27 protein-coding genes are annotated in these 25198 nt (G+C 60.4%); 15 read left to right on the forward strand and 12 right to left on the reverse strand.

Features of this window, described 5'->3' with window-relative positions; genetic code table 11:
• Positions 1–3 precede the first annotated feature (3 nt).
• Positions 4–750 (forward strand): ferredoxin--NADP(+) reductase, encoded by a 747-nt coding sequence (gene fpr, locus ACJ8PN_RS23070; RefSeq protein ID WP_004931107.1) that lies wholly within the window; start codon positions 4–6, stop codon positions 748–750.
• A gap of 8 nt (positions 751–758) precedes the next feature.
• Here the strand turns inward: fpr and ACJ8PN_RS23075 are convergent, their stop codons facing one another.
• Positions 759–1178 (reverse strand): DUF805 domain-containing protein, encoded by a 420-nt coding sequence (locus ACJ8PN_RS23075; protein WP_049240821.1) that lies wholly within the window; start codon positions 1176–1178, stop codon positions 759–761.
• A gap of 199 nt (positions 1179–1377) precedes the next feature.
• Here ACJ8PN_RS23075 and ACJ8PN_RS23080 point away from each other — a divergent pair, with 199 nt between their 5' ends.
• Positions 1378–1962, forward strand: a complete 585-nt coding sequence (locus tag ACJ8PN_RS23080; RefSeq protein WP_048326688.1) for a DUF1454 family protein — start codon at positions 1378–1380, stop codon at positions 1960–1962.
• 127 nt (positions 1963–2089) lie between these two features.
• Complete coding sequence (tpiA, locus tag ACJ8PN_RS23085; protein WP_004931113.1) at positions 2090–2857, forward strand: triose-phosphate isomerase; 768 nt, start codon at positions 2090–2092, stop codon at positions 2855–2857.
• 65 nt (positions 2858–2922) lie between these two features.
• Here the strand turns inward: tpiA and ACJ8PN_RS23090 are convergent, their stop codons facing one another.
• The 4 genes from ACJ8PN_RS23090 to cpxP form a co-directional block, all read right to left on the reverse strand.
• Positions 2923–3912 (reverse strand): sulfate ABC transporter substrate-binding protein, encoded by a 990-nt coding sequence (locus ACJ8PN_RS23090; RefSeq protein ID WP_015379419.1) that lies wholly within the window; start codon positions 3910–3912, stop codon positions 2923–2925.
• Between the two features lie 186 nt (positions 3913–4098).
• Complete coding sequence (gene pfkA, locus ACJ8PN_RS23095) at positions 4099–5061, reverse strand: 6-phosphofructokinase (protein ID WP_004931116.1); 963 nt, start codon at positions 5059–5061, stop codon at positions 4099–4101.
• Positions 5062–5292: 231 nt separating this feature from the next.
• On the reverse strand, positions 5293–6195 hold the full coding sequence (gene fieF / locus ACJ8PN_RS23100; protein WP_442535244.1) for a CDF family cation-efflux transporter FieF: 903 nt from the start codon (positions 6193–6195) through the stop codon (positions 5293–5295).
• 132 nt (positions 6196–6327) lie between these two features.
• Positions 6328–6807, reverse strand: a complete 480-nt coding sequence (cpxP, locus tag ACJ8PN_RS23105) for a cell-envelope stress modulator CpxP (protein WP_004931122.1) — start codon at positions 6805–6807, stop codon at positions 6328–6330.
• 148 nt (positions 6808–6955) lie between these two features.
• On the opposite strand from cpxP, the gene cpxR reads away from it, so the two are divergent.
• The 5 genes from cpxR to ACJ8PN_RS23130 all read left to right on the forward strand — a co-directional run bounded on the left by cpxR (position 6956) and on the right by ACJ8PN_RS23130 (position 11161).
• Positions 6956–7654, forward strand: coding sequence for an envelope stress response regulator transcription factor CpxR (cpxR, locus tag ACJ8PN_RS23110; RefSeq protein ID WP_004931124.1), 699 nt, complete (start codon positions 6956–6958; stop codon positions 7652–7654).
• On the forward strand, positions 7651–9045 hold the full coding sequence (gene cpxA, locus ACJ8PN_RS23115; RefSeq protein ID WP_015379421.1) for an envelope stress sensor histidine kinase CpxA: 1395 nt from the start codon (positions 7651–7653) through the stop codon (positions 9043–9045). Before cpxR ends, cpxA begins: the two co-directional genes overlap by 4 nt.
• A 43-nt stretch (positions 9046–9088) precedes the next feature.
• A complete protein-coding gene (trmL, locus tag ACJ8PN_RS23120; protein WP_442535245.1) occupies positions 9089–9562 on the forward strand; it encodes a tRNA (uridine(34)/cytosine(34)/5-carboxymethylaminomethyluridine(34)-2'-O)-methyltransferase TrmL in 474 nt (157 codons plus the stop codon).
• A gap of 50 nt (positions 9563–9612) precedes the next feature.
• Complete coding sequence (locus ACJ8PN_RS23125; protein ID WP_171454974.1) at positions 9613–10386, forward strand: CHAD domain-containing protein; 774 nt, start codon at positions 9613–9615, stop codon at positions 10384–10386.
• A gap of 103 nt (positions 10387–10489) precedes the next feature.
• Positions 10490–11161 (forward strand): DUF3313 domain-containing protein, encoded by a 672-nt coding sequence (locus tag ACJ8PN_RS23130; protein WP_171454975.1) that lies wholly within the window; start codon positions 10490–10492, stop codon positions 11159–11161.
• A gap of 61 nt (positions 11162–11222) precedes the next feature.
• Here ACJ8PN_RS23130 and cysE read toward each other — a convergent pair whose 3' ends face one another.
• The 5 genes from cysE to ACJ8PN_RS23155 all read right to left on the reverse strand — a co-directional run bounded on the left by cysE (position 11223) and on the right by ACJ8PN_RS23155 (position 14409).
• The gene (gene cysE, locus ACJ8PN_RS23135; RefSeq protein WP_004931135.1) at positions 11223–12044 is read right to left on the reverse strand and encodes a serine O-acetyltransferase; all 822 of its coding nucleotides are present in this window, start codon (positions 12042–12044) and stop codon (positions 11223–11225) included.
• Between the two features lie 106 nt (positions 12045–12150).
• On the reverse strand, positions 12151–13170 hold the full coding sequence (gpsA, locus tag ACJ8PN_RS23140) for an NAD(P)H-dependent glycerol-3-phosphate dehydrogenase (RefSeq protein ID WP_075684470.1): 1020 nt from the start codon (positions 13168–13170) through the stop codon (positions 12151–12153).
• Positions 13170–13640, reverse strand: a complete 471-nt coding sequence (gene secB / locus ACJ8PN_RS23145) for a protein-export chaperone SecB (protein ID WP_004931139.1) — start codon at positions 13638–13640, stop codon at positions 13170–13172. Before secB ends, gpsA begins: the two co-directional genes overlap by 1 nt.
• Positions 13641–13697: 57 nt before the next feature.
• Positions 13698–13946: a glutaredoxin 3 gene (gene grxC / locus ACJ8PN_RS23150; protein ID WP_004931142.1), complete on the reverse strand. Its 249-nt coding sequence runs from the start codon at positions 13944–13946 to the stop codon at positions 13698–13700.
• A 28-nt stretch (positions 13947–13974) separates the two neighbouring features.
• The gene (locus tag ACJ8PN_RS23155) at positions 13975–14409 is read right to left on the reverse strand and encodes a rhodanese-like domain-containing protein (RefSeq protein ID WP_004931146.1); all 435 of its coding nucleotides are present in this window, start codon (positions 14407–14409) and stop codon (positions 13975–13977) included.
• A 297-nt stretch (positions 14410–14706) separates the two neighbouring features.
• Here ACJ8PN_RS23155 and gpmM point away from each other — a divergent pair, with 297 nt between their 5' ends.
• From gpmM to ACJ8PN_RS23170, 3 genes are read left to right on the forward strand one after another with little or no spacing between them, the layout of a single operon-like run.
• The gene (gpmM, locus tag ACJ8PN_RS23160; protein WP_171454976.1) at positions 14707–16251 is read left to right on the forward strand and encodes a 2,3-bisphosphoglycerate-independent phosphoglycerate mutase; all 1545 of its coding nucleotides are present in this window, start codon (positions 14707–14709) and stop codon (positions 16249–16251) included.
• A gap of 9 nt (positions 16252–16260) precedes the next feature.
• The gene (gene envC / locus ACJ8PN_RS23165) at positions 16261–17595 is read left to right on the forward strand and encodes a murein hydrolase activator EnvC (RefSeq protein WP_171454977.1); all 1335 of its coding nucleotides are present in this window, start codon (positions 16261–16263) and stop codon (positions 17593–17595) included.
• Positions 17596–17597: 2 nt separating this feature from the next.
• Positions 17598–18551 (forward strand): divergent polysaccharide deacetylase family protein, encoded by a 954-nt coding sequence (locus tag ACJ8PN_RS23170; RefSeq protein WP_015379426.1) that lies wholly within the window; start codon positions 17598–17600, stop codon positions 18549–18551.
• Between the two features lie 40 nt (positions 18552–18591).
• On the opposite strand, the gene tdh is transcribed toward ACJ8PN_RS23170, so the two are convergent.
• Positions 18592–19617 (reverse strand): L-threonine 3-dehydrogenase, encoded by a 1026-nt coding sequence (gene tdh, locus ACJ8PN_RS23175; RefSeq protein WP_004931152.1) that lies wholly within the window; start codon positions 19615–19617, stop codon positions 18592–18594.
• 9 nt (positions 19618–19626) lie between these two features.
• Positions 19627–20823, reverse strand: coding sequence for a glycine C-acetyltransferase (gene kbl / locus ACJ8PN_RS23180; RefSeq protein WP_004931154.1), 1197 nt, complete (start codon positions 20821–20823; stop codon positions 19627–19629).
• 240 nt (positions 20824–21063) lie between these two features.
• On the opposite strand from kbl, the gene rfaD reads away from it, so the two are divergent.
• From rfaD to ACJ8PN_RS23200, 4 genes are read left to right on the forward strand one after another with little or no spacing between them, the layout of a single operon-like run.
• Entirely contained in the window at positions 21064–21993 is a 930-nt protein-coding gene (rfaD, locus tag ACJ8PN_RS23185) for an ADP-glyceromanno-heptose 6-epimerase (RefSeq protein WP_171454979.1), read from the forward strand.
• Between the two features lie 22 nt (positions 21994–22015).
• Complete coding sequence (gene rfaF / locus ACJ8PN_RS23190; protein ID WP_351109667.1) at positions 22016–23062, forward strand: ADP-heptose--LPS heptosyltransferase RfaF; 1047 nt, start codon at positions 22016–22018, stop codon at positions 23060–23062.
• A gap of 2 nt (positions 23063–23064) precedes the next feature.
• Positions 23065–24030, forward strand: coding sequence for a lipopolysaccharide heptosyltransferase RfaC (gene rfaC / locus ACJ8PN_RS23195; protein WP_033631342.1), 966 nt, complete (start codon positions 23065–23067; stop codon positions 24028–24030).
• A complete protein-coding gene (locus ACJ8PN_RS23200; protein ID WP_442535246.1) occupies positions 24027–25193 on the forward strand; it encodes a glycosyltransferase in 1167 nt (388 codons plus the stop codon). Before rfaC ends, ACJ8PN_RS23200 begins: the two co-directional genes overlap by 4 nt.
• The last annotated feature ends 5 nt before the right edge of the window (positions 25194–25198 follow it).

Below are 25198 nucleotides of genomic sequence, written 5' to 3' on the forward strand. Positions count from 1 at the left end.
AGTATGGCTGAATGGGTAAACGGCAAGGTTACGCAGGTAAAACAATGGACCGACGGGCTGTTCAGCCTGGTGGTCAATGCCCCCATCGATCCTTTCACCGCCGGGCAATTCGCCAAACTGGCGCTGGAGATCGACGGCGAACGAGTGCAACGCGCCTACTCCTACGTCAATGCCCCCGATGACGCCAACCTGGAGTTCTATCTGGTAACGGTGCCGGAAGGCAAACTGAGCCCGCGCCTCAATCAGCTGCGGCCAGGGTCGGACGTGATGGTAACCAAAGAAGCCGCCGGCTTCTTCGTGCTGGACGAGGTGCCCGACTGCGACACGCTGTGGATGCTGGCGACCGGCACCGCCATCGGCCCCTATTTATCGATTCTGCAGCAAGGCGTCGGCCTGGAACGCTTTAACAACCTGGTGCTGGTGCACGCCGCGCGTTTTGCGCGCGACCTGAGCTACCTGCCGCTGATGCAGCAACTGCAGCAACGCTACAACGGCAAGCTGCGCATCCAGACCGTCGTCAGCCGTGAAGAAACGCCCGGTTCACTGACCGGCCGAGTGCCGGCGCTGATCGAGGACGGCCGGCTGGAAGCGGCGATCGGCTTGACCATCGACGCCGAAACCAGCCACGTGATGCTGTGCGGCAACCCGCAGATGGTGCGGGACACCCAGCAAACGCTGAAAGACCACCGCCAAATGCGCAAGCACCTGCGCCGCAAACCGGGCCACATCACCAGCGAGCACTACTGGTAACCCGAGGATCAGCGGAACTTCACCGGTTCGGCTTCCGGGCCGAACCGATTGTCTCCCGGCGTGCCGACGAAGGCGCCCAGATCGATAGTCATCATCACGATAATCAGCGTCGGGATGAAACGCCCGACGCCCCATTGCCAGATCGGCGCCAGCATTTGCCAGTTGCCCGCCGCCAGCATCCACGCCAGGATCAGCAGCAACGCCCACCAGCCGGCCTTGTTGCGATCGTGCAGACGTTTGACCAGCACCGCCGCCGTCGGCCACAGCAGCGCCACGATAAAGAAGGCGATGGATTGGATGGCGATCAATTGATAATTGGCCAGCGTAAACGCCGCCGCCATCAGTGCCAACCACAGCCCCATCCAAATCCAGAAGTCGCGCCGCCCGATGCGGCCCTTAAAAGAAAAACACCACTGTTGTAACGTCATCGATTCCTGCGCTCTAAGCCTGCCCATATTCTGCGCCGCAGTGTAACATAGGCGCTGCCGGGCCGAGTTTTCCGCCTTGCATAACGCGGCGCGCCGCACAGCTTTCTCGTCAGCGAACCGATAATGGCGTGGGATCTTTGACAAGGCCCGCGAGTTATCGCTTTAATCGGAGCCATCTTTGTCCTTGATGCCATACGCCATGCTGAGAAAAACCCTCGCCATCGCCTGCCTGCTGCAGGCCGCCGCCAGCGCCTGGGCCGAACCGCCCGCCGCCGAAGCGAAACCGACCGCACCTTACCTGCTGGCCGGGGCGCCGACCTTCGATCTGACGGTGGTCAAATTCCGCGAAAAATACAATCGCGACAACCCGAAGCTGCCGATTGGCGAATTCCGCGCCATTCCGGCCACCGAAGACGATTCGCCGCTGCTGACGCGCGCCGCCAGCAAACTCAACGAAAACCTGTATGCCTCAACCGCGCTGGAGAAAGGCACCGGCAAAATCAAAACGTTGCAGATCACGCATCTGCCGCTGCAGCAGGCCAATGAAGAAAAAGCCGCGCGCGCCATCGCCATCAACTACATGGCGGCGCTGATGCGCCAGTTCGAACCGGCATTGACGGTGGAACAGAGCCAGAACAAGGTGAACAGCCTGCTGGAAAAAGGCAAAGGATCGCGCTTTTACCAACAGCAGGTCGGCGCCATTCGCTATGTCGTCTCGGATAACGGCGATAAAGGCGTAACCTTCGCGGTTGAACCGATTAAGCTGGCGCTTTCCGAGCCGTAACGGCGCGGTATTTAATGACGAAAAGCAAAGCCTTCGCGCTTAATGATCTCTATACTGTTGGGCAGGTAAACTGCCGGTCCGGCAGTTGTCATTTCGACTCTCGCGTTCCCTAGTTGGAGGAAAAAACATGCGTCATCCATTAGTTATGGGTAACTGGAAGCTTAACGGCAGCACTCACATGGTCAACGAACTGATCGCCGGTCTGCGCAATGAGCTGAGCAGCGTTGACGGCTGTGGCGTCGCCATCGCCCCGCCGGTGATGTATCTGGATCAGGCCAAGCACGCGCTGGCCGGCAGCCGCATCGCGCTGGGCGCGCAGAACGTGGACGTTAACCTGTCCGGCGCCTTCACCGGTGAAGTTTCCGCCAACATGCTGAAAGACGTCGGCGCTCAGTACATCATCATCGGCCACTCCGAGCGTCGCACCTACCACAAAGAAAGCGACGAAGTGATCGCCGAGAAATTCGCCGTGCTGAAAGAAGCCGGCCTGATCCCGGTGCTGTGCATCGGTGAAACCGAAGCGGAAAACGCCGCGGGCAAAACCGAAGAAGTATGCGCGCGCCAGATCGACGCCGTGCTGAAAACGCTGGGCGCACCGGCGATGAAAGGCACCGTGATCGCCTATGAGCCGGTCTGGGCCATCGGTACCGGCAAATCCGCCACCCCTGCGCAGGCGCAGGCCGTGCACAAATTTATCCGCGATCACATCGCCAAGCACGATGCCGCGGTTGCCGCTGAAATCATCATCCAGTACGGCGGTTCGGTGAACGACAAGAACGCCGCAGAGCTGTTCTCCCAGCCGGACATCGATGGCGCGCTGGTTGGCGGCGCCTCGCTGAAAGCCGACGCTTTCGCCGTGATCGTCAAAGCCGCTGCCGCAGCGAAAAAAGCCTGATTGCCTTAGGCTTGCCATAAAAAAACCCCGGCTTGCCGGGGTTTTTTATTGCCGTTGAAACGGCATCAGCGTTTGCTGATTTCGTCGAATACGCCGCCGGTGGCGAAGTGCACCTTCTGCGCTTCGGTCCAGCCGCCGAAGGTGTCATCCACGGTGAACAGCTTCAACTGCGGGAACTGCCCGGCGAACTTGGCCGCCACCGCCGCATCGCGCGGGCGGTAATAGTGCTGTGCCGCGATAGTCTGCCCTTCCGGCGAATACAGATATTTCAGGTAGGCGGTCGCCACCTCGCGGGTACCGCGTTTGTCGACCACCTTATCCACCACCGACACCGTCGGTTCGGCCAGGATCGATTCGCTCGGGGTGATAATCTCGAACTTGTCTTTGCCCAGCTCTTTCTCCGCCAGCAGCGCTTCGTTTTCCCAGGCGATCAGCACGTCGCCGATGCCGCGCTCAACGAAGGTGTTGGTCGAGCCGCGCGCGCCGGAATCCAGCACCTCGACGTTCTTGTACAGGTTTTTGACGAAGTCCTGCGCCTTGGCCTTATCGTTGTTATTGTGATGCAACGCGTAGCCCCAGGCGGCCAGGTAGTTCCAGCGGGCGCCGCCGGAAGTTTTCGGGTTTGGGGTGATCACCGACACGCCCGGCTTGATCAAATCAGGCCAGTCATGAATCTGTTTCGGGTTGCCTTTGCGCACCAGGAAGACGATGGTCGAGGTGTAAGGTGCCGAATTGTCCGGCAGGCGTTTGATCCAATCTTTCTCGATGCGCCCGCGTTCGGCGATGGCGTCGACGTCATAAGCTAACGCCAGCGTCACCACGTCGGCCTCGATGCCGTTGATCACCGACGTCGCCTGCTTGCCGGAGCCGCCGTGCGACTGGCGCACCGTCACCTTGTCGCCGGTTTCCGCCTGGTAGTGCTTGCTGAATGCCGTGTTGTAAGCCTGATAGAACTCACGCGTCGGATCGTATGACACGTTCAGCAACTGAATATCCTTCGCCATGGCGCCGGACGCCAACAGCACCAATGTCAGACCTACACCCCATTTACGCATCGACAGGCTCTCCCAGAAAATTAAGCGCAACCTCAATCGGTTGATTTAGCATCAGAGCCTGCCAGAAACTTTCCCGGCAACTAAAGAATAAAAAATTTTGGGATAGATGATTCTGGAATATGTCACCGGCGAGCATAAAAAAGCCCCCGGAAGCGGAGGCTTTTTTGTCGTGCGGTGAGTGGCGTATCAGTACAGCTTTTTCGCCGTTTCCAGCCAGTCGCCCTTGAACGGACGCTTCATGTTTTCGATCGCGTCGATGATGTCGTGGTGCACCATTTTTTCGTTCTGGATACCGACGCAGCGGCCGCCGTACCCCTGCAGCAGCAGTTCGATGGCGTAGGCGCCCATGCGCGAGGCCAGGATGCGGTCATAGGCGACCGGCGAACCGCCGCGCTGAATGTGGCCCAGCACGGTGGCGCGGGTTTCACGCTTGGTTTCCTGCTCAATGTGGCGCGCCAGCTCATCGATATCGCAGATGTGCTCGGTGATCGCCACGATGGCGTGTTTTTTGCCTTTGGCGATACCGGCCTTGATTTCGCACACCAGATCTTCGCGGTTGAATTCGATTTCAGGCAGCACGATAAATTCGCAGCCGCCGGCAATCGCCGCCGCCAGCGTCAGATCGCCGCAGTAACGGCCCATCACTTCCACGATGGAGATACGCTGGTGCGACGAGGAGGTATCGCGCAGGCGGTCGATCGCTTCCACCACGGTTTCCAGCGCGGTGAAGTAACCGATAGTGTAGTCGGTGCCGGCAACATCGTTATCGATGGTGCCCGGCAGACCGATGCACGGGAAGCCTTCTTCCGTCAGGCGTTTGGCGCCCATGTAGGAACCGTCGCCGCCGATCACCACCAGCGCGTCGATGCCGCGATTCTTCAGGTTTTCAATCGCCTTGGCGCGCACGTTTTCATCCCTGAACTCCGGGAAGCGGGCCGAACCAAGGAAGGTGCCGCCACGGTTGATCATGTCGGACACGCTATAGCGATCCAGCTGCTCCATGCGATCTTCGTACAAGCCAAGGTAGCCATCGTAAATACCAAAAACTTCCAGACCTTCTGAAAGCGCAGAACGCACAACGCCGCGGATTGCAGCGTTCATACCCGGCGAATCACCGCCGCTCGTCAGTACACCGATTTTCTTGATCATGACTACCTCTGAACTGTGTAGATGCAATTTCTTAAGAATTCTGTCTCCGCCGATCGTCTTGAAACCTCTCCGGCTGCAGAAAACCAGCTTTATGGCTTATTGCTGGATATTATATCAAAAACACCCAGCTGAATTGATTCAAGTCACGCAATATAACGGTTAAAACACCGCATGGCACGCTGAGCTAACTCAGATATTCATGATAATACTTTGCGCTATGCCTCTATATGATTATAGCTCCCAATGCCCCTGCCTACCCGGCGGCACCACGGAGCACGGATCCAGGTGAATGATGACGTCCGCCCCCGCAAAACGTTGCCGCAGCGCCTGTTCCACCTGATCGGCCAACCGGTGCGCCTCGCGTAGCGGCAGCGTGTCGTCCATCTCAAGATGCAGCTGGATGAAACGCGTCGGCCCCGACTGCCGCGTGCGCAGATCGTGCGCGCCTTTCACGCCGGGCCAGGAGGAAACCACGGCGATAATCGCCTGGCGCTCGTCATCCGGCAACGCCCGATCCAACAGCGACTGCACCGCTTCGTAGCCCATGCGCAGCGCGCTATACAGAATGTAAACGCCGATGCCCAGCGCAAACAGCGCATCCGCCCGCTGGAAGCCGTACCAGCTTAGCCCAAGAGCGATAAGAATAGCACCATTCATCATGACATCTGACTGATAATGCAGCATATCTGCGCGCACGGCCTGGCTGCGCGTTTTTCTGACCACCCAGCGTTGATAGGTGACCAGCATCAGGGTGCTGACTAACGCGATCACCGTCACGACGACCCCAACGCCGGGATCGCACAGCGTTTGCGGTGCATACAGATGCTGGAAGCCGGTGAGAAACAGAAACAGGGCGGAACCGGAAATAAACATGCTTTGCGCCAGCGCCGCCAGCGACTCCGCTTTGCCGTGGCCGAAGGTGTGCTCGGCATCGGCCGGCTGCAGCGAATAGCGCACCACCAGAAGGTTGGTCAGCGATGCCGCGATATCGACCAGCGAATCCACCAGCGCCGCCAGCAGGCTGACAGAACCGGTCTGGTACCAGGCGACGATTTTGATCAACAACAGCGACGACGCCAGCACGGTAGCGGCCAACGCAGCGGACTTTACCAGGCGTGCATAGCGCTGTTCCATTGAGGGATCCCGGTCAAAAGGTATGGCGCTCAATATAGCGAAATGTCGGATAAAAAAAACCCCGCCATCATGGCGGGGAAGACAGGGATGGTGTCTATGGCAAGGAAAAACAGGGTACTACTCAGTCGTACTTCACTTCTGGGCAGAAGCTTGCTGCAAACCAGAAATTTGTTGCTCCATCTGCTGCATGCGCTGCTGATGTTTCTGGTCTAAAACACTTTTTTGCTCTGGCGTCAGCAGGTTATACATTTGGTTGCGCACCCGGGCCATTTCGACCTGGCGCTTGACCTGCTGTTGGGCCATCTTTTCCGCCTGGGCATACACGGCGGCTTCGTCAAATTTCTCTGCGGTCACCAGTTTATGCATGGCTTCCATTTCAGCTACATTGACACCAGGCAGATCGTGCCGAGCCTGTCGCATCAAATCGCGCATTTGCTGGCGCTGCTGTTCGCTGAGGCTGACACCGTCAAACATATGGTGCTGGCCGGGTATTCGGGTCATCGCGTCGTTGCCGGGAGGTTGGGCTGTGTCCGGTATAGTGTCGGCAGCGAAGGCAGCGGTCGAACCAATTGCCAGCAGTGATGCCATAACTAATGCGGTCACCTTACGCATTTCAACTCCTCAAGCTTTCTCACTTTGCGAATCAACGAGGAGCAGTGTACCGCCACACCTGAAAACCTGCGTCAGTGCATGTAAAACTACGTAAAGTCATGGAATGGCAACAGTTGATGACGTATTTTGCGTCTGGAGGTAAATCATAATGAACAAGATTCTGTTAGTTGACGACGACCGCGAGTTGACCTCGCTGTTAAAAGAACTGCTTGAAATGGAAGGTTTTAATATCGTCGTCGCGCACGATGGCGAGCAGGCGTTGTCGCTGCTGGACAGCTCCGTCGATCTGCTGCTGCTCGACATCATGATGCCGAAGAAAAACGGCATCGATACGCTGAAAGAACTGCGCCAACATCACCAGACGCCGGTCATCATGCTGACCGCACGCGGCAGCGAACTGGACCGCGTGTTGGGCCTGGAGCTGGGCGCCGATGATTACCTGCCGAAACCCTTCAACGATCGCGAGCTGGTCGCGCGCATTCGCGCCATTCTGCGCCGTTCCAACTGGAGCGAACAGCAGCAGCAGGTCGACAGCGGCGCCCCGACGCTGGATGTCGATGGCCTGCAGCTGAACCCCGGCCGCCAGGAGGCCAGCTTCGACGGCCAGGTGCTGGATCTGACCGGCACCGAGTTCACCCTGCTGTATCTGCTGGCACAACATCTCGGCCAAGTGGTGTCGCGCGAACTGCTGAGCCAGGAAGTGCTGGGCAAACGCCTGACCCCATTCGATCGCGCCATCGACATGCATATCTCCAACCTGCGGCGTAAGCTGCCGGATCGCAAAGACGGACATCCATGGTTCAAAACCCTGCGCGGGCGTGGTTATTTGATGGTATCTGCAACATGATCAACAGTTTGACGGCACGCATCTTCGCCATTTTCTGGTTCACGTTAGCCCTGGTGCTAATGCTGGTGCTGATGGTGCCCAAGCTCGACTCCCGCCAAATGACCTCGCTGCTCGACAGCGAGCAGCGGCAGGGGTTGATGCTGGAACAGCACGTCGAGGCCGAGTTGCAAAACGATCCGGCCAACGATCTGATGTGGTGGCGCCGCCTGTTCCGCGCCATCGACAAATGGGCGCCGCCGGGCCAACGCCTGCTGCTGGTCACCAGCGAAGGCCGGGTGATCGGCGCGCAGCGCAATGAAATGCAGATCGTCCGCAACTTCATCGGCCAATCCGACAATTCGGATCATCCGAAGAAGAAAAAATACGGCCGCGTCGAACTGGTCGGGCCGTTCGCGGTGCGCGACGGCGAAGACAACTACCAGCTGTACCTGATCCGCCCCGCCAACAGCCCGCAATCCGATTTCATCAACCTGATGTTCGACCGGCCGCTGCTGCTGCTGATCGTCACCATGTTGATCAGCGCCCCGCTGCTGCTGTGGCTGGCCTGGAGCCTGGCGAAACCGGCTCGCAAGCTGAAGAACGCCGCCGATGACGTGGCGCGCGGCAACCTGAAGCAGCATCCGGAACTGGAGGCCGGCCCGCAGGAGTTTCTGGCCACCGGCGCCAGCTTCAACCAGATGGTCAGCGCGCTGGAACGCATGATGAACGCCCAGCAACGCTTGATCTCGGACATCTCGCACGAGCTGCGCACGCCGCTGACTCGCCTGCAGCTGGCCACCGCGCTGATGCGCCGCCGCCACGGCGAAGGCCACGAGCTGGCGCGCATCGAAACCGAAGCGCAACGGCTGGATTCGATGATCAACGATCTGCTGGCGCTGTCGCGCGGGCAGCAGAAGGGTGAGCTGGCGCGCGAGCAGTTGAAGGCCAACGAACTGTGGGCCGACGTGCTGGATAACGCCCGTTTCGAAGCCGAACAGATGGGCAAGCAGCTGGAGATCGCTGCGCCGCCCGGTCCGTGGACGCTGTTCGGCAACGCGAGCGCGCTGGACAGCGCGTTGGAAAACATCGTGCGCAACGCCCTGCGTTATTCGCACACCCGCATCGCCGTGGCGTTCAGCGCCGACAATCAGGGCGTGACTATCCAGGTTGACGACGACGGCCCCGGCGTCAGCGCCGAAGACCGCGAGCAAATCTTCCGTCCGTTCTACCGCACCGATGAGGCGCGCGACCGTGAGTCCGGCGGCACCGGCCTTGGCCTGGCTATCGTCGAGGCGGCGGTCAATCAGCATCGCGGCTGGGTGAAGGCCGAAGACAGCCCGCTTGGCGGTCTGCGGCTGGTGCTGTGGCTGCCGCTGCATCATCAACGCCTATCGTCTAAGACAGAACAGTAAGAGTTTGCTATCCTGCGCCCCTCGTTCACGAGGGGCCTGCAACATGCTGAACATCGTTTTATTTGAACCCGAAATTCCACCCAATACCGGCAATATCATCCGCCTGTGCGCCAATACCGGCTTTAATCTGCACCTGATCGAACCGCTGGGTTTCCCGTGGGACGACAAACGCCTGCGCCGCGCCGGGCTGGACTATCATGAGTTCACCCGCGTCAGCCGCCATGCCGATTACGCCGCCTTTCTCGCCGCTGAAAACCCGCAGCGGCTGTTTGCCCTCACCACCAAGGGCACGCCGGCGCACAGCGCCGTCAGCTACCAGGCCGGCGACTACCTGCTGTTCGGCCCGGAAACGCGCGGGTTGCCTGCCGACATCCTCGATGCGCTGCCCACGCAGCAAAAAATCCGCATCCCGATGCAGGCGCAAAGCCGCAGCATGAACCTGTCGAATGCCGTATCGGTGGTGGTGTATGAAGCCTGGCGGCAGCTGGACTATGCTGGTGCGCTGACCAAGGCGTAATCCGCGACGTCGCGCCATACTGGAAGAGTCATCCTCTCCAGGCACGGCATATGGCTTTCGTCGCAGAGATTGTCACCCAGCTTCGCCGGCTCGAACCGGCGCTGAACGAGGCGCTGTTGCGGCTGCAACAGGCGCAAGACAGCGAAGCGCTGCACGACTTGCGCGTCTGTCTGCGCCGCATTCGCAGCCTGCTGCGCCCGTTACGCGGCTGCCCCGGCGCAACCCGGCTCGATCGGGCCGCCGCCGAATTGGGCAGGCTCACGACGCCGCTGCGCGATCTCGAGGTGCTGATCGCCGAACTGGCGCGACATCGCCTCGATTGGCAGGCCAACGTGCGCCAGAGCGAATTTCAGGCCCACTGCCACCAACTGCTCGCCAACCCGCAGCTCATCAGCTTCCCTTCGCTTTTGCACGCCTGGCCGCGCCGCTTTCGCCGCAGCGCGCAACGCGTCGCCAAACACCGCCTGAATAGACGCCTGCAGCGCCAGCAGCGGCAATTGCGCCGGGCATTGGCCGATACCGGCTACGATCGCCACCGCCTGCGGCTGTTGATAAAACGCCTGCGTTACGCGGCTGAAGCCTATCCGCAGCGCCTTCCCCTCTCTCCCGCCGCGATGGCGAGCCTGAAAGCGGCGCAGAACGCCCTCGGTGACTGGCACGATCGGGAGATCTGGTGCCTGCAGGCAGAACATCAGGCGGATCTCTGGCCCTTGTTGCCCCGGTGGCAGGCTGAGCAACGCCAGGCGCTGGTCAGCGCGGACGCCTTGCTCGCCGCCTTATCACCGGCACTGGCGGCGAAAACCGGCGGCGCATCACGATCCTGAAAAAGGCCGCAGCAGGGCACGCCCGGCCCCGAAAAAGCCCGATGAGGCGCAGATAATGCGCTATGTTTTGTAAGGGTAATCACCACTCATCATAGGAAACCATATGAAGAAACAACGTTTGAGCGTTGCCATGGCGGTTCTGGCGACGGGCCTGTTGCTGGCGGGCTGCTCGTCCAAAGTCACCCAAACGAATCAATATTCGGGGTTCCTGCCGGACTACAGCAAGCTGCAGGAAACCAGCTCGCCAAGCGGCCATAAAACGCTGCGTTGGATCGATCCCACCTTTAAAGAGTCGAATTATCGCGGCGTGTATGTCGCTCCCGTGGTTTATTACCCGGCCGCTAAACCCACCGCCCGCGTCAGCCAACAAACGCTGGACAAAATTAGAAACTATACCGACCAAAGCGTGAGAAAAGCGGTGGCCGAGCGCACTACCGTTTTGAATAACCCGACAGGTTCCCGCGTGCTGTTGGCCAAAGTCGCGATTACCGCCGTGTCTGCCGAAGATGAGGATATGAAATTCTACGAAGTGGTGCCGGTAGCGGCCGTGGTGGCCAGCACCATGGCCGCCACTGGCCACCGGACGCAAAACACCACGCTGTTCCTGGAAGCGCAGTTGATCGATCAGGATAGCGGTAAAACGGTGCTGGAAGTGGTCCGCAAGAGTTACGGCAAAACCGTCAACAACGACAGCGCGCCAGTCACGGAACAAGAAGTTAAAGCGGCGATCGATGACATGGTCAACGACATCGTCACGTTCCCGAAACAGGGCTGACCGCCGCCTGAAAAACACAGGGGGAGCCGAAGCTCCCCCTGAATGGACCCGCAGGTGCGGCTTAGATGCCGTCGCCGTACTCGAAGCCGTGGTTGGTGCCGTTGAAGTATTGGTCCATATCCATCGACGGCGTATCGCTCTCCGGCCGCCCGACGATGCGCGCCGGCACGCCGGCGGCGGTGGTGTGTGGCGGTATCGCCTGCAAGACCACCGAGCCCGCGCCGATCTTCGCGCCCTTGCCCACTTCGATATTGCCGAGAATTTTGGCGCCTGCGCCAATCATCACCCCTTCACGGATTTTCGGGTGACGGTCGCCGCTGGTTTTACCGGTACCGCCCAGGGTAACCGACTGCAGGATAGAGACGTTGTTCTCCACCACCGCCGTTTCACCGATCACGATGCCGGTGGCGTGGTCGAGCATGATGCCGCAACCGATGGTCGCCGCCGGATGGATGTCCACGCCGAAGGCGACGGAAATTTGATTTTGCAGGTAGATAGCCAGCGCCTGCCGCCCTTGCTGCCACAGCCAGTGACCGATGCGGTAAGCCTGCAGCGCATGGAACCCCTTCAGGTAAAGCAGCGGCGTGGAGTATTTATCGACCGCCGGGTCGCGCAGGCGCACCGCGAGGATATCGCGCGCCGCCGAAACGATCATCTGGTTGTCAGACTTGTAGGCCTCTTCCACCACCTCACGCACCGCGATGGCGGGCATGATCGGCGTGGCCAGCTTGTTGGCCAGCATATAGCTGAGCGCGCTGCCCAGGTTCTCGTGCTTGAGCAACGTCGCATGGAAAAAGCTGGCCAGCATCGGTTCACAATCAGCCAGTGCTCGCGCTTCTGATTTAATGCTGTTCCAGACCTGTTCCAACTCTTCTGACGACATCACATACCCCTTTACCTTGCCAAACGGGCCGCTTCACACGGTAGCGCGAAGCGGCCCAGGTCATTTGCGGGGTCAACATTCCGCTGCCCCGACATATCGTTTTATGTCACGCGCTGGGTTTTTCGTCCTTTCGGGCTCGCCCCAGCAGGCTCAGCGCCGCTTCGCGGGCGTCCTTGTGGCAGTAAAGCACCTGATAAATCTGTTCGGTGATCGGCATTTCCACACCGTGCCGCTGCGCCAACGCCAACACCTCTTTGGTATTGCGATAGCCCTCGACCACCTGACCGATACTGTCCTGCGCTTCCTGCACGCCTTTACCCTGCCCCAGCATAATGCCGAAGCGACGGTTGCGCGACTGGTTGTCCGTGCAGGTTAGCACCAGATCCCCCAGCCCCGCCATGCCCATGAACGTCGAAGGATCTGCGCCCAGCGCAGAACCGAGACGGCTCATTTCCGCCAGCCCGCGCGTAATCAACGCGGTACGGGCATTGGCGCCGAAACCGATGCCGTCGGACATGCCGGCGCCGATGGCGATCACGTTCTTCACTGCGCCACCAAGCTGCACACCGATGAAGTCGGGATTGCTGTAGACGCGGAAACTCTTGCCGCAGTGCAGCAGCTGTTGCAGATCGTCGGCGAACTGCGCATCGGTCGCCGCCAGCGCGATCGCCGTCGGCAGGCCGGCGGCCAGCTCTTTGGCGAACGTCGGCCCGGAGAGCACCGCCAGCGGGATCGCCTCGCCCAACGCCTCACGCGCCACGTCCTGCAGCAACCGGCCGGTTTCCGCTTCCAACCCCTTGGTGGCCCACACGATGCGGGCATCCGGGCGCAGATGCGGCTTCAGCTGGCGCAGCACGTCGCCGAACACGTGGCTCGGCACCACCACCAGCACGTCGCGGCTGGCGGCCAGCGCACGCGCCAAATCGGCTTCAAGCAGCAGGGTATCGGGGAAGGGAACGTCGGGCAGAAACGCCTGATTGCAGCGATCGTGCTGCAACGTTTGAATTTGCGCGGGGTTGTGCCCCCACAGCACCACGGAATGGCCGTTACGCGCCAGCGTAATGGCCAATGCGGTGCCGTACGAGCCGGCACCGATAACAGTCATTGAAGCATTGACGGTGTTCATCAGGCATCCTGATGTGGTGCGGCACCTTCGCCTTCCGCCTGCTGCTGCAGATAGTTCATGAACAGCGCGTCAAAGTTGACCGGTGCCAGGTTCAGCTGCGGGAAGGTGCCGCGGGAAACCAGGCTGGTGATGCACTCGCGCGCATACGGGAACAGGATGTTCGGGCAGTATGCACCCAGGCAATGCGCCAGCTGCGTGCCTTCGATGCCTGCTACCGAGAAGATGCCCGCCTGTTGCACTTCGCACAGGAACGCCGTCTCTTCGCCTAGGGTCGCCGTCACGGTTACGCGCAGTACCACTTCATACACTTCGTCAGCCAGCTGGCTGGACGCGGTATCCAGATCAAGTTTAACTTCCGGCTGCCATTCCTGCTGGAAAACCTGCGGCGCGTTCGGCGCTTCGAAGGAGATATCCTTGGTATAGATACGTTGGATCTGGAAAGCCATTTCGGTGCTGTTTTGTTCTGACATGTGAGTAATACCCTTGGTTAAACGTCCTTATTGACACTCGGTGAACCGGCAAGCTGCTTAAAGCAGCGGATCCAGGCCGCCGCGAGCATCGAGTTCATATAAATCATCGCAGCCGCCGATATGCCGGCCGTCGATGAAAATCTGCGGCACGGTGGTGCGCCCGCTGCGCTCGATCATCACTTCGCGCTTGGCGTTATCGCCGTCGATGGCGATCTCGTTAAACGCCGCGCCCTTGCTGTTCAACAGCGCCTTGGCGCGATGGCAGAACGGACAGGTCGCTTTGGTGTAGATATCAATGTTAGCCATGGATTGCCACCTCAAATAGGTTAAACGGTTACTTACCGCGCACCAGCGGCAGGTTTTCTCCGCTCCAGCCGGCGATGCCGTCTTTCAGCATCGTCACCTTTTCAAAACCGGCCTTGCTCAGGTTCTCCGCCGGCTCGCGGGAGGCGGTGCCGTTGGCGCATACGACGATGATCGGCTGCGCTTTGTGTTTTTCCAGCTCGCCCAGGCTACCGCTTTTGATTTCGCTGGCGGTCAGGTTGATGGCGTTGGCCAGGTGACCACGGCGGAAATCGTCGCGGCTGCGGGTGTCGACCACCACGGCTTCTTCTTTGTTGATCAGGCGAATAGCTTCACCGCGGGCGATCTCTTTGACCTTGGAGAAACGGCTTTTGAAGGTCATGACGATCACGGCGACCAGCAGAGCGATCCAAGCCAGGCTCAGAATAGGGTGTCTGCTTACGAATGGCATAATTTCTTGCAGCATGGGGTGTAACAACTCCCGTCAGTTAAGGGATAAATAAGTCAAGGTTCCAGAGTATACCTGCCGAGTGCGGCAAATACAGCCAATAAGCAAGCGCGATTGTAGAAACTGCGGGCTGCGCTGAGAAATTCCCGAGGTCAGAGCATAAAAGCCCGCGCGATTCGCCGCAACCTTGATCTCTTTGGGCTATTTATCGCCGGCGGCGGTGTAAAATCAGCCGGTTTTTCGAGGGCGAATAGCCATGCTTGCGGCGGGCGCATGGCTATTCGCAGCTTAAAAAGTTCATAAGAGGTCAATGCAATGTCGAACAACAAAAAACCGATGGTCCTGGTGATCCTGGACGGTTACGGCCACCGTGAAGAGCGGCAGGACAACGCGATCCTGAACGCCGGCACCCCGGTGATGGATCGTCTGTGGCAGGAGCAGCCGCATACGCTGATCGCCGCCTCCGGGCTGGATGTCGGCCTGCCCGATGGGCAAATGGGCAACTCCGAAGTCGGCCATGTCAATCTGGGCGCCGGGCGCATCGTGTACCAGGATCTGACCCGGCTGGACAAAGCAATCGCCGACGGCGACTTCTTTACCAACCCGGTGCTGGCCGCCGCCGTCGATAAGGCCGTAGCGGCCGGCAAGGCGGTGCATATCATGGGCCTGCTGTCGCCGGGCGGCGTGCACAGCCATGACGAGCACATCCTGGCCATGATCAAGCTGGCCGCTCAACGCGGCGCCAAAGCCATTTATCTGCATGCCTTCCTCGACGGGCGCGACACGCCGCCGCGCAGCGCCGAAGCCCCGCTGCAACGCTGCCGCGACGCCTTCGCCGCGTTGGGCGTCGGGCGCATCGCCTCGCTGATCGGCCGCTACTACGCGATGGACCGCGACAACCGCTGGGATCGCGTGCAGCTGGCCTATGACCTGCTGACCGCGGCCAAAGGCGATTCCGTGGCCGAGGATGCGATCGCCGGCCTGCAGGCCGCTTATCAGCGCGGTGAAAACGACGAGTTCGTCAGACCGACCGTGATCCGCGCCGCCGGTGAGGCCGATGCCGCAATGCAGGACGGCGACGCGTTGATCTTCATGAACTTCCGCGCCGACCGCGCGCGCCAGATCACCCGCGCTTTCGTGAACGCGGATTTCGACGGTTTCCCGCGCGCCAAGCAGGTGCAGTTCGGCGATTTCGTGATGCTGACCGAATACGCCGCCGACATCGCGACCGCCTGCGCCTATCCGCCGGCGCCGCTGGCCAACACCTTCGGCGAATGGCTGATGAAGCACGACAAAACCCAGTTGCGCATCTCGGAAACCGAAAAATACGCCCACGTCACCTTCTTCTATAACGGCGGCGTGGAAGCGCCGTTCAAGGGCGAAGACCGCGTGCTGGTCAACTCGCCGCAGGTCGCCACCTATGATCTGCAGCCGGAGATGAGCGCCGCCGAACTGACCGACAAGCTGCTGAGCGCCATCCGCAGCGGCAAATACGACGCCATCATCTGCAACTACCCGAACGGTGACATGGTGGGGCATACTGGCGTGTATGAAGCGGCGGTCAAAGCGGTGGAAACGCTGGACGCCTGCATCGCCCAGGTGGTTGATGCGGTGCGCGACGTCGACGGCCAACTGCTGATCACCGCCGATCACGGCAACGCCGAGCAGATGCGCGATCCGGCCACCGGCCAGGCGCACACCGCCCACACCAGCCTGCCGGTGCCGCTGATTTACGTCGGCAAACCGGCGCGCGCGGTCGAAGGCGGCAAGCTTTCGGACATCGCGCCAACCCTGTTAACGCTGATGGGAATGGAAATCCCGCAAGAGATGACTGGTAAGCCGCTGTTCATCGTGGAATAATCCTTCTCCATGAGGGAGAAGGCGTTTTTTGCACTATCAAGGGTAACCCGAAGCGCAAACGCAGGCAGCCGGCCGCTGCCTGAACGCACCGCGCCAAGGACGTTCACCGCCATGTGCGCCAGCGTATTTTGCGCTGGCGTCTTGCTGTTGCCGCTCGCCGGCCAGGCGGCGGAAGACAATAAATCCCAGCTGAAAGACATCCAGCAGAGCATCGCCGAGAAAGAAAAAGCGGTGAAGCAGCAGCAACAGCAGCGCAGCTCGCTGCAGGATCAGCTGCGGCAGCAGGAAAAAACCATCGCCCAGGCCAGCCGCCAGTTGCGCGACACCCAGGGCACGCTCACCCAGTTGGGCAAGGACATTTCCGGCCTGAACGCCTCGATCGCCAAACTGCAAAAGCAGCAATCGACCCAGCAAAATCTCCTCGCCAAACAGCTCGACGCCGCCTTCCGGCAAGGGCAGCACAGCGCCGTGCAGCTGATCCTCAGCGGTGAAGAAAGCCAACGCAGCGAACGTATTCTGGCCTATTTCGGTTATCTGAACGACGCGCGCCAGAAAACCATCGAAGAGCTGAAACAGACCCGCGCCGAGCTGGCGAAGCAAAAAACCACGCTGGTGGCCAAACAAGGCCAGCAAAAATCCTTACTGAGCGAGCAACAGACGCAGCAGCAGAAGCTGGAGCAGGCGCGCGGCGCCCGCAAGAAAACGCTGACCGCGCTGGAAGCCTCGCTGGAAAAAGACCAACAACGCCTGGTGGAACTGCGCCAGAACGAAGCCCGCATGCGCGACAAGATCGCTCGGGCGGAGCGCGAAGCCCGTGCGCGCGCCGAACGCGAAGCGCGTGAAGCGGCCAAAGTGCGCGAACAGGTGCGCATCAAGGAACAGCAGGCGAAGAAAACCGGCACCACCTACAAACCTAGCGAAGCCGATCGCTCGCTGATGGCGCGAACCGGCGGCCTCGGTCGTCCGGCCGGCCAGCTGATGTGGCCGGTGCGCGGCCGCACGCTGCACGGCTTTGGCGAACAGCAGCAGGGCGAGCTACGCTGGAAAGGCATGGTGATCGAAGCCCGCGAAGGCAGCGAAGTGAAAGCCGTCGCCGATGGCCGCGTGCTGCTGGCCGACTGGCTGCAAGGCTATGGCCTGATGGTGGTGGTCGAACACGGTAAAGGCGACATGAGCGTGTACGGCTACAACCAAAGCGCGTTGGTCAACGTCGGGGCGCAGGTGCGCGCCGGCCAGCCGATCGCTCTGGTCGGCACCAGCGGCGGCCAGGGAACGCCGTCGCTCTATTTCGAAATCCGTCGTCAGGGACAGGCGGTTAACCCACTGCCGTGGTTGGGAAGATAGATTTGCGTTATGTCAAAACCCGTACAGCTTTGTTAATCGGCTGTCTGCTGCAGGTTTACGCTGCGCAGGCAGGAAAACTCTCCATCGTCATCGATGACGTGGGCTACCGCCCTCACGAAGAAAACGCGGTGCTGCAAATGCCCACGGCGATCTCGGTCGCAGTCTTGCCCAACGCGCCGCATGCCCGCCTGATGGCCACCCGCGCCCACAGCCAGGGCCGCGAAGTCTTGATCCACATGCCGATGGCGCCGCTCAGCAAGCAGCCGCTGGAACGCGATACCCTGCAGCCTTCCATGAGCAGCGACGAGATCCAGCGCATCATCCGCAACGCGGTGAACAACGTGCCCTACGCGGTCGGCATGAACAACCACATGGGCAGCGCCATGACCTCCAGCCTGCCGGGCATGCAGAAAGTGATGCAGGCGCTCGAAAGCTACCGCCTGTACTTCCTCGACAGCATGACCATCGGCAGCAGCCAGGCGACCCGCGCCGCGGCCGGCACCGGCGTGAAAGTGATCAAACGCAGGGTGTTCCTCGACGATACCGCGAACGAAGCCGACATCCGCCGCCAGTTCAACCGCGCGGTTGAATTGGCGCGGCGCAACGGTTCCGCCATCGCCATCGGCCACCCGCGCCCGGCGACGGTGAAAGTGCTGCAGCAGATGCTGCCGTCGCTGCCCGCCGATATCGTGCTGGTCAAACCGAGCGCGCTGCTGAACGAACCGCAGGGCAACGGCGGTGGCAGCTACGTCCCGCCGCCGGTCAAACCGCAAAAACCGCAGCCGAAGAACCCGTTCAGCGGCGGCATCAAGCAGTGCAAGGTCAAACCGCCGAAGGAAAAAGCCAACGCCGGCACCGCGCTGGGCGTTATCGCCGACAGCATTGCCACCTCGCCGCCGGTGACCTTCATCAAGCGTCATTGGCAGCACTGGACGCAAACCAAACCGCAAGCATAAAAAAGGGCCGGAATTCCGGCCCTTTTCACGCCTGCCGAGATCAATCCCAGCTCAGCACCACTTTGCCCGATTTGCCGGAGCGCATGGCGTCAAAGCCCTGCTGGAACTCGTCGATCGAGAAACGGTGGGTGATGATCGGGGTCAAATCCAAACCGGACTGGATCAGCGCCGCCATCTTGTACCAGGTTTCGAACATTTCACGGCCGTAAATCCCTTTGATAAACAGCCCCTTGAAGATGACCTGATTCCAGTCGATCGACATATCCGAAGGCGGAATGCCCAGCATGGCGATACGCCCGCCGTGATTCATCGCATTAAGCAGCGTGCGGAACGCCGGCGGCGCGCCGGACATTTCCAAACCGACGTCGAACCCTTCGGTCATGCCCAGCTCGGCCATCACGTCGCTGAGGTTTTCCTTGCTGACGTTCACCGCACGGGTCACACCCATCTTGCGCGCCAGTTCCAGGCGGTATTCGTTAACGTCGGTGATCACCACATGGCGGGCGCCGACGTGTTTGCACACCGCCGCCGCCATAATGCCGATCGGGCCGGCGCCGGACACCAGCACGTCTTCCCCAACCAGATCGAATGACAGCGCGGTATGCACCGCGTTACCGAACGGATCAAAGATCGAAGCCAGTTCATCGGAGATGTTATCCGGGATCTTGAAGGCGTTGAACGCCGGGATCACCAGGTATTCCGCGAAGCTGCCCGGGCGGTTCACGCCCACGCCGACGGTGTTGCGGCACAGGTGCGTGCGGCCGCCGCGGCAGTTGCGGCAGTGGCCGCAGGTGATGTGGCCTTCGCCGGACACGCGATCGCCGATGTTGAAGCCTTTGACTTCCTGACCGATCGCCACCACTTCGCCCACGTATTCATGGCCGACCACCATCGGAACCGGAATGGTTTTTTGCGACCACTCGTCCCAGTTGTAGATATGCACATCGGTGCCGCAGATCGCGGTTTTGCGGATTTTGATCATGATGTCGTTGTGGCCCAGCTCCGGCTGAGGCACGTCGGTCATCCAAATCCCTTCTTCCGCTTTCAGTTTTGACAGTGCTTTCATGGTTTTACCTTATGCAATAACGCCAAGATCCTTACCGATACGTGTAAACGCCGCCACTGCGCGTTCGATTTGCTCCGGAGTGTGGTCGGCGGACATCTGGGTACGGATGCGCGCCTGGCCTTTCGGCACCACCGGATAGAAGAAACCGGTCACATAGATGCCTTCCTTGAGCAACGCATTGGCGAATTCCTGCGCCAACTTCGCCTCACCCAGCATCACCGGGATGATGGCGTGATCGGCGCCGGCCAACGTAAAGCCGGCGGCGGTCATTTTTTCGCGGAACAGACGCGCATTGGCCCACAGGCGATCGCGCAGGGCATCGCCCTCTTCCAGCAGTTCCAGCACTTTGATCGACGCGGCGACGATCGCCGGCGCCAGCGAGTTGGAGAACAGGTACGGGCGCGAACGCTGGCGCAGCCACTCCACCACTTCTTTCTTGGCGGCGGTGTAGCCGCCGGACGCGCCGCCCAGCGCTTTGCCTAACGTACCGGTGATGATATCGACGCGGCCCATCACTTCGCAGTATTCATGGGTGCCGCGCCCGTTGGCGCCGACAAAGCCCACCGCGTGAGAGTCATCCACCATCACCAGCGCCTGGTATTCGTCCGCCAGATCGCAAACCCCTTTCAGGTTGGCGATCACGCCGTCCATAGAGAATACGCCGTCGGTGGCGATCAGGATGTGACGCGCGCCGTCGGCTTTGGCCTGCTTCAGCTGCGCGGCCAGCTCGGTCATGTCGTTATTGGCATAGCGATAGCGCTTGGCCTTGCACAGGCGCACGCCGTCGATGATCGACGCGTGGTTCAGCGCATCGGAGATAATGGCGTCTTCCGGGCCGAGCAGGGTTTCGAACAGCCCGCCGTTGGCATCGAAGCAAGAGGAGTACAGGATCGCGTCTTCCATGCCTAAAAAGGCCGCCAGTTTCTGTTCCAGCTGCTTGTGGCTGTCCTGGGTGCCGCAGATGAAGCGCACCGACGCCATGCCGAAACCGTGGCTGTCCATGCCCGACTTGGCGGCGGCGATCAGCGCCGGGTGGTTGGCCAGGCCCAGGTAGTTATTGGCGCAGAAGTTGATCACATGGCTGCCGTCGGCGACGGCGATATCCGCCTGTTGCGCGGAGGTGATGATGCGTTCTTCCTTGAACAGCCCTTCACTGCGCGTGGCGGCAAGCTGTTGTTCCAACTGCTGATAAAAAGACGCTGACATTCGGTTATCTCCAGGATTGGGCTATTTGCGGCATATTTTACTGATTTGTAACCAAACTGACGAGAATGCGCGGGAGAGAATATTAAAATTGCAGCAGATATCACGGCAAACGGCGGACTTCAATGGCAATGCGGGATATTCGGAGCCCTTCCGCTGTTTGCCGCGGCATGAAATGCTATTATAACCGCCATTGAGCGTGGGGCATTGTGCCCCGCCAGGCAGCTTAGCAGGGGTAACCCAATGATTATCGTCACAGGCGGCGCCGGCATGATCGGCAGCAACATCATTAAGGCACTGAACGACAAGGGATATCGCGATATCCTGGTGGTGGATAACCTGAAAGACGGCACCAAGTTCGTCAACCTGGTCGATCTGGATATCGCCGACTATATCGATAAAGAAGACTTTATCGCCAGCATCGTGGCCGGCGACGATCTGGGCGATATCGAAGCGGTGTTCCACGAAGGCGCCTGCTCCGCGACCACCGAGTGGGACGGCAAGTACATGATGGACAATAACTATCAGTACTCCAAAGACCTGCTGCACTACTGCCTGGATCGCGAAATCCCGTTCTTGTATGCCTCCTCCGCCGCCACTTACGGCGGCCGCGAAGAGTTTATCGAAGAGCGTCAGTATGAAGCGCCGCTCAACGTGTACGGCTACTCCAAATTCCTGTTCGATCAGTACGTGCGCGAGATCCTGCCGGAAGCGGACTCGCAGATCTGCGGCTTCCGCTACTTCAACGTTTATGGCCCGCGCGAAGGCCACAAAGGCAGCATGGCCAGCGTCGCCTTCCACCTGAATACCCAGATCAACCGCGGCGAAAACCCGAAACTGTTCGCCGGCAGCGAAAACTTCAAGCGTGACTTCATCTACGTCGGCGACGTGGCGGCGGTTAACCTGTGGTTCTGGGAAACCGGCAAATCCGGCATCTTCAACTGCGGCACCGGCCGAGCGGAAACCTTCCAGGCGGTAGCCGACGCGGTGGTGGACTTCCATCAGCAAGGCGCTGTGGAATACATCGAGTTCCCGGAGAAGCTGAAAGGCCGCTATCAGGCGTACACCCAGGCCGATCTGACCAAGCTGCGCGCCGCCGGCTACGACGCACCGTTCAAAACGGTCGCCGAAGGCGTGAAAGAGTACATGGCCTGGTTGAACCGCACCGCATAAGCTGAAGGAATTAACGCTGGGTATGAAAATACTGGTTATCGGCCCTTCTTGGGTTGGCGACATGATGATGTCGCAAAGTCTCTATCGCACCCTGAAGGCCGAATACCCGTCGGCGGAGATCGATGTGATGGCGCCGGCCTGGTGCCGCCCGTTGCTGGCGCGCATGCCGGAAGTCAATCAGGCGCTGGCGATGCCGCTGGGCCACGGCGCGCTGGGGCTCGGCGAGCGCCGCCGCCTGGGGCACGCTCTGCGCGCCAACCGTTACGATCGCGCTTACGTTCTGCCCAACTCGTTCAAATCCGCGCTGGTGCCCTTCTTCGCCGATATCCCGCAGCGCACCGGCTGGCGGGGCGAAATGCGCTACGGCCTGCTGAACGACGTCCGCGTGCTCGACAAGACCGCCTTCCCGCTGATGGTACAGCGCTATGTGGCGCTGGCCTATGACAAAGGCCGCGTTCAGCGCGCCGACGATCTGCCGCAGCCGCTGCTGTGGCCGCGGCTGCAGGTGAGCGACGAAGAGATCGCCGACACCACCGCGGCCTTTAACCTGACCGACAGCCGCCCGATCGTCGGCTTCTGTCCAGGCGCGGAGTTCGGCCCCGCCAAGCGCTGGCCGCACTATCACTACGCAGCTCTGGCTCAGCGGCTGATCGAGAGCGGCTATCAAATCGCGCTGTTCGGTTCGGCAAAAGACCATGAGGCCGGCGAACAGATCCGCGCCGCATTGCAGGAAGACGCGCGCGATTTCTGCCTTAATCTGGCCGGGAAAACCCAGCTGGAGCAAGCAGTTATCCTGATCGCAGCCTGCCGGGCGGTGGTCAGCAACGACTCCGGTTTAATGCACGTTGCCGCAGCGTTGAACAAACCGCTGATAGCCTTGTACGGCCCAAGCAGCCCCGACTTCACGCCGCCGCTTTCCGACAAGGCGCGGGTCATTCGCCTGATCAGCGGCTACCACAAGGTGCGTAAGGGCGATGCCGAGCAGGGATACCACCAAAGTTTGATCGATATTCAGCCGCAGCAAGTGTTGGATGCGCTGACGCCGTTACTTGTCGCCAGCGAGGAATAGTCATGCAGGTGTTAATTGTAAAAACCTCCTCGATGGGGGACGTGCTGCATACGCTGCCCGCCCTGACCGACGCGCTGCAGGCCATTCCCGATATCCGCTTCGACTGGGTGGTGGAAGAAGGCTTCAGCCAAATCCCCACCTGGCACCCGGCGGTAGATCGCGTGATCCCGGTAGCCATTCGCCGCTGGCGAAAAAACTGGTTCGGCAACGATACTCGGCAACAGCGCTGCGACTTCAAGCGCGCGCTGCAAGAACGCCGTTACGACGTGGTGATCGACGCGCAGGGCCTGATCAAAAGCGCCGCGCTGATCACGCGCATCGCCAAAGGCAACAAACATGGCCCGGACTGCAAGAGCGCGCGCGAGCCGTTCGCCAGCTGGTTCTACAACGTGCGCCATGAGGTAGACAAACAGCAGCACGCGGTGGAACGCACGCGCGAACTGTTCGCCAAAAGCCTCGGCTACGATAAACCGGGCAGCTACGGCGATTACGCCATCGCCGCACGCTTTCTCAGCCGCCCGCCGGCCGATGCCGGGCAGTATTTGGTGTTTCTGCACGCGACGACCCGTGACGATAAGCATTGGCCGGAGCAAAACTGGCGTGAGCTGATCGCGCTGGCGGCGGACAGCGGGCTGAAAATAAAACTGCCGTGGGGCGCAGAGCATGAACATCAGCGCGCGCTGCGCTTGGCGGAAGGTTTTCCACATGTCGAGGTGCTGCCGAAACTCAGCCTGCAGCAGGTGGCCGAGGTGCTGGCCGGCGCCAGGGGGGTGGTCTCGGTCGACACCGGGCTCAGCCATTTGACCGCCGCGCTCGACAAACCGAACATCACGCTGTTCGGGCCGACCGATCCCGGCCTGATCGGCGGTTACGGGCAAAATCAGCACTCGCTGATTTCGCCGGAAAAAAGCATGGCGACAATCGACGCCGATACGGCATGGCAGGCGTTGCAAAAGGTTATAGCATGAAAAAACTGCACATTATCAACCTGGGTAAAATGGGCGGCGTCGAGCGCCTGTTCCTGCAGTACATCAACGATACCACCGACGGCAGCAACCAGGTCCTGTGCATCAGCGGCGACATTGGCGAAGAGATCCGCCGCCAGTTGCCTGCGCATCAGCCCGTCACCTTCGCCAACCGCCTTATCAATGCGCTGCCGTTGCGTTGCCCGCAGTTCCTGCGCAAATTTTTGCTGAAATGGAAAATTGAACGGGCGGACGCCGACGTGGTGATCGTCTGGGACCTGGTGCCGGGGCTGGCGGCCAAACCCAAGCGCGGCAAGCTGGTTTACTACGATCACGGCTGCTCCTGGCGTTACCCCAAGAATAAAAAGACGCTGCGTTTCTTCGCCATGCTGGACGGCGTCATTTCCGCCTCACACGCGTCGAAGCGGGTGATGGAGCTGCGCTTTAATCTGCCTTGCCCAAATCACGTGGTGATCAACCGCATCAAGACGCCGGCGGGGATCGACGCTGCGCCGAAAACGCTGTCGCAGCCTGTCAGGATCGGCACTGCCTCACGCCTGGTCAGCCTGAAAGGCATCAGCGTTTCATTATTGATGATGCAGGAACTGCTGCGGCGCGGGCATGACGTCACGCTGGAAGTGGCCGGCAAAGGGCCGGATCGCGCGGCGTTCGAAGCGCTGGCGGCACGGCTGCAGCTCGGCGATCGCGTCACCTTCAGCGGTTATCAGGATGACGTCGCCGGTTTCTTCAATCGCACGCACATCTACATGAGCACGCCGATCACCGAGCCGTTCGGCTTGTCCTGCATGGAATCGCTCTATTTCGGCGTGCCGGTCATCTTCCCGCAGGTCGACGGCCAGCCGGAAGCGGTCAGGGACGGCGTCTGCGGCCTTGGCCTGACGCCGTCGGTCACCATCGAACAACACCGGCAGCTCACCGATATCGAGGTCGACTTCCCGCATGAGGTCTACGATCCGCAGACCGACAGCCTGGTAGCGCCCAAGCTGCTGTCGCATATCGACTGTGCGGATGCCGTTGAGAAATTGCTGGAGCGAGAAACCTACCAGGCTTTGAGCCGAAATGCGCAGCGCTATCCTGCGGAACATTTCAACTATGCTCAGTTCAAAGTTGAATTCGACGACACGCTGCGATCCTTTATCGCTTAATTAAA

Origin of the sequence: Serratia sp. CY76391, assembly GCF_052166695.1 — a bacterium.
Taxonomy (GTDB): Bacteria; Pseudomonadota; Gammaproteobacteria; order Enterobacterales; family Enterobacteriaceae; genus Serratia; species Serratia nematodiphila.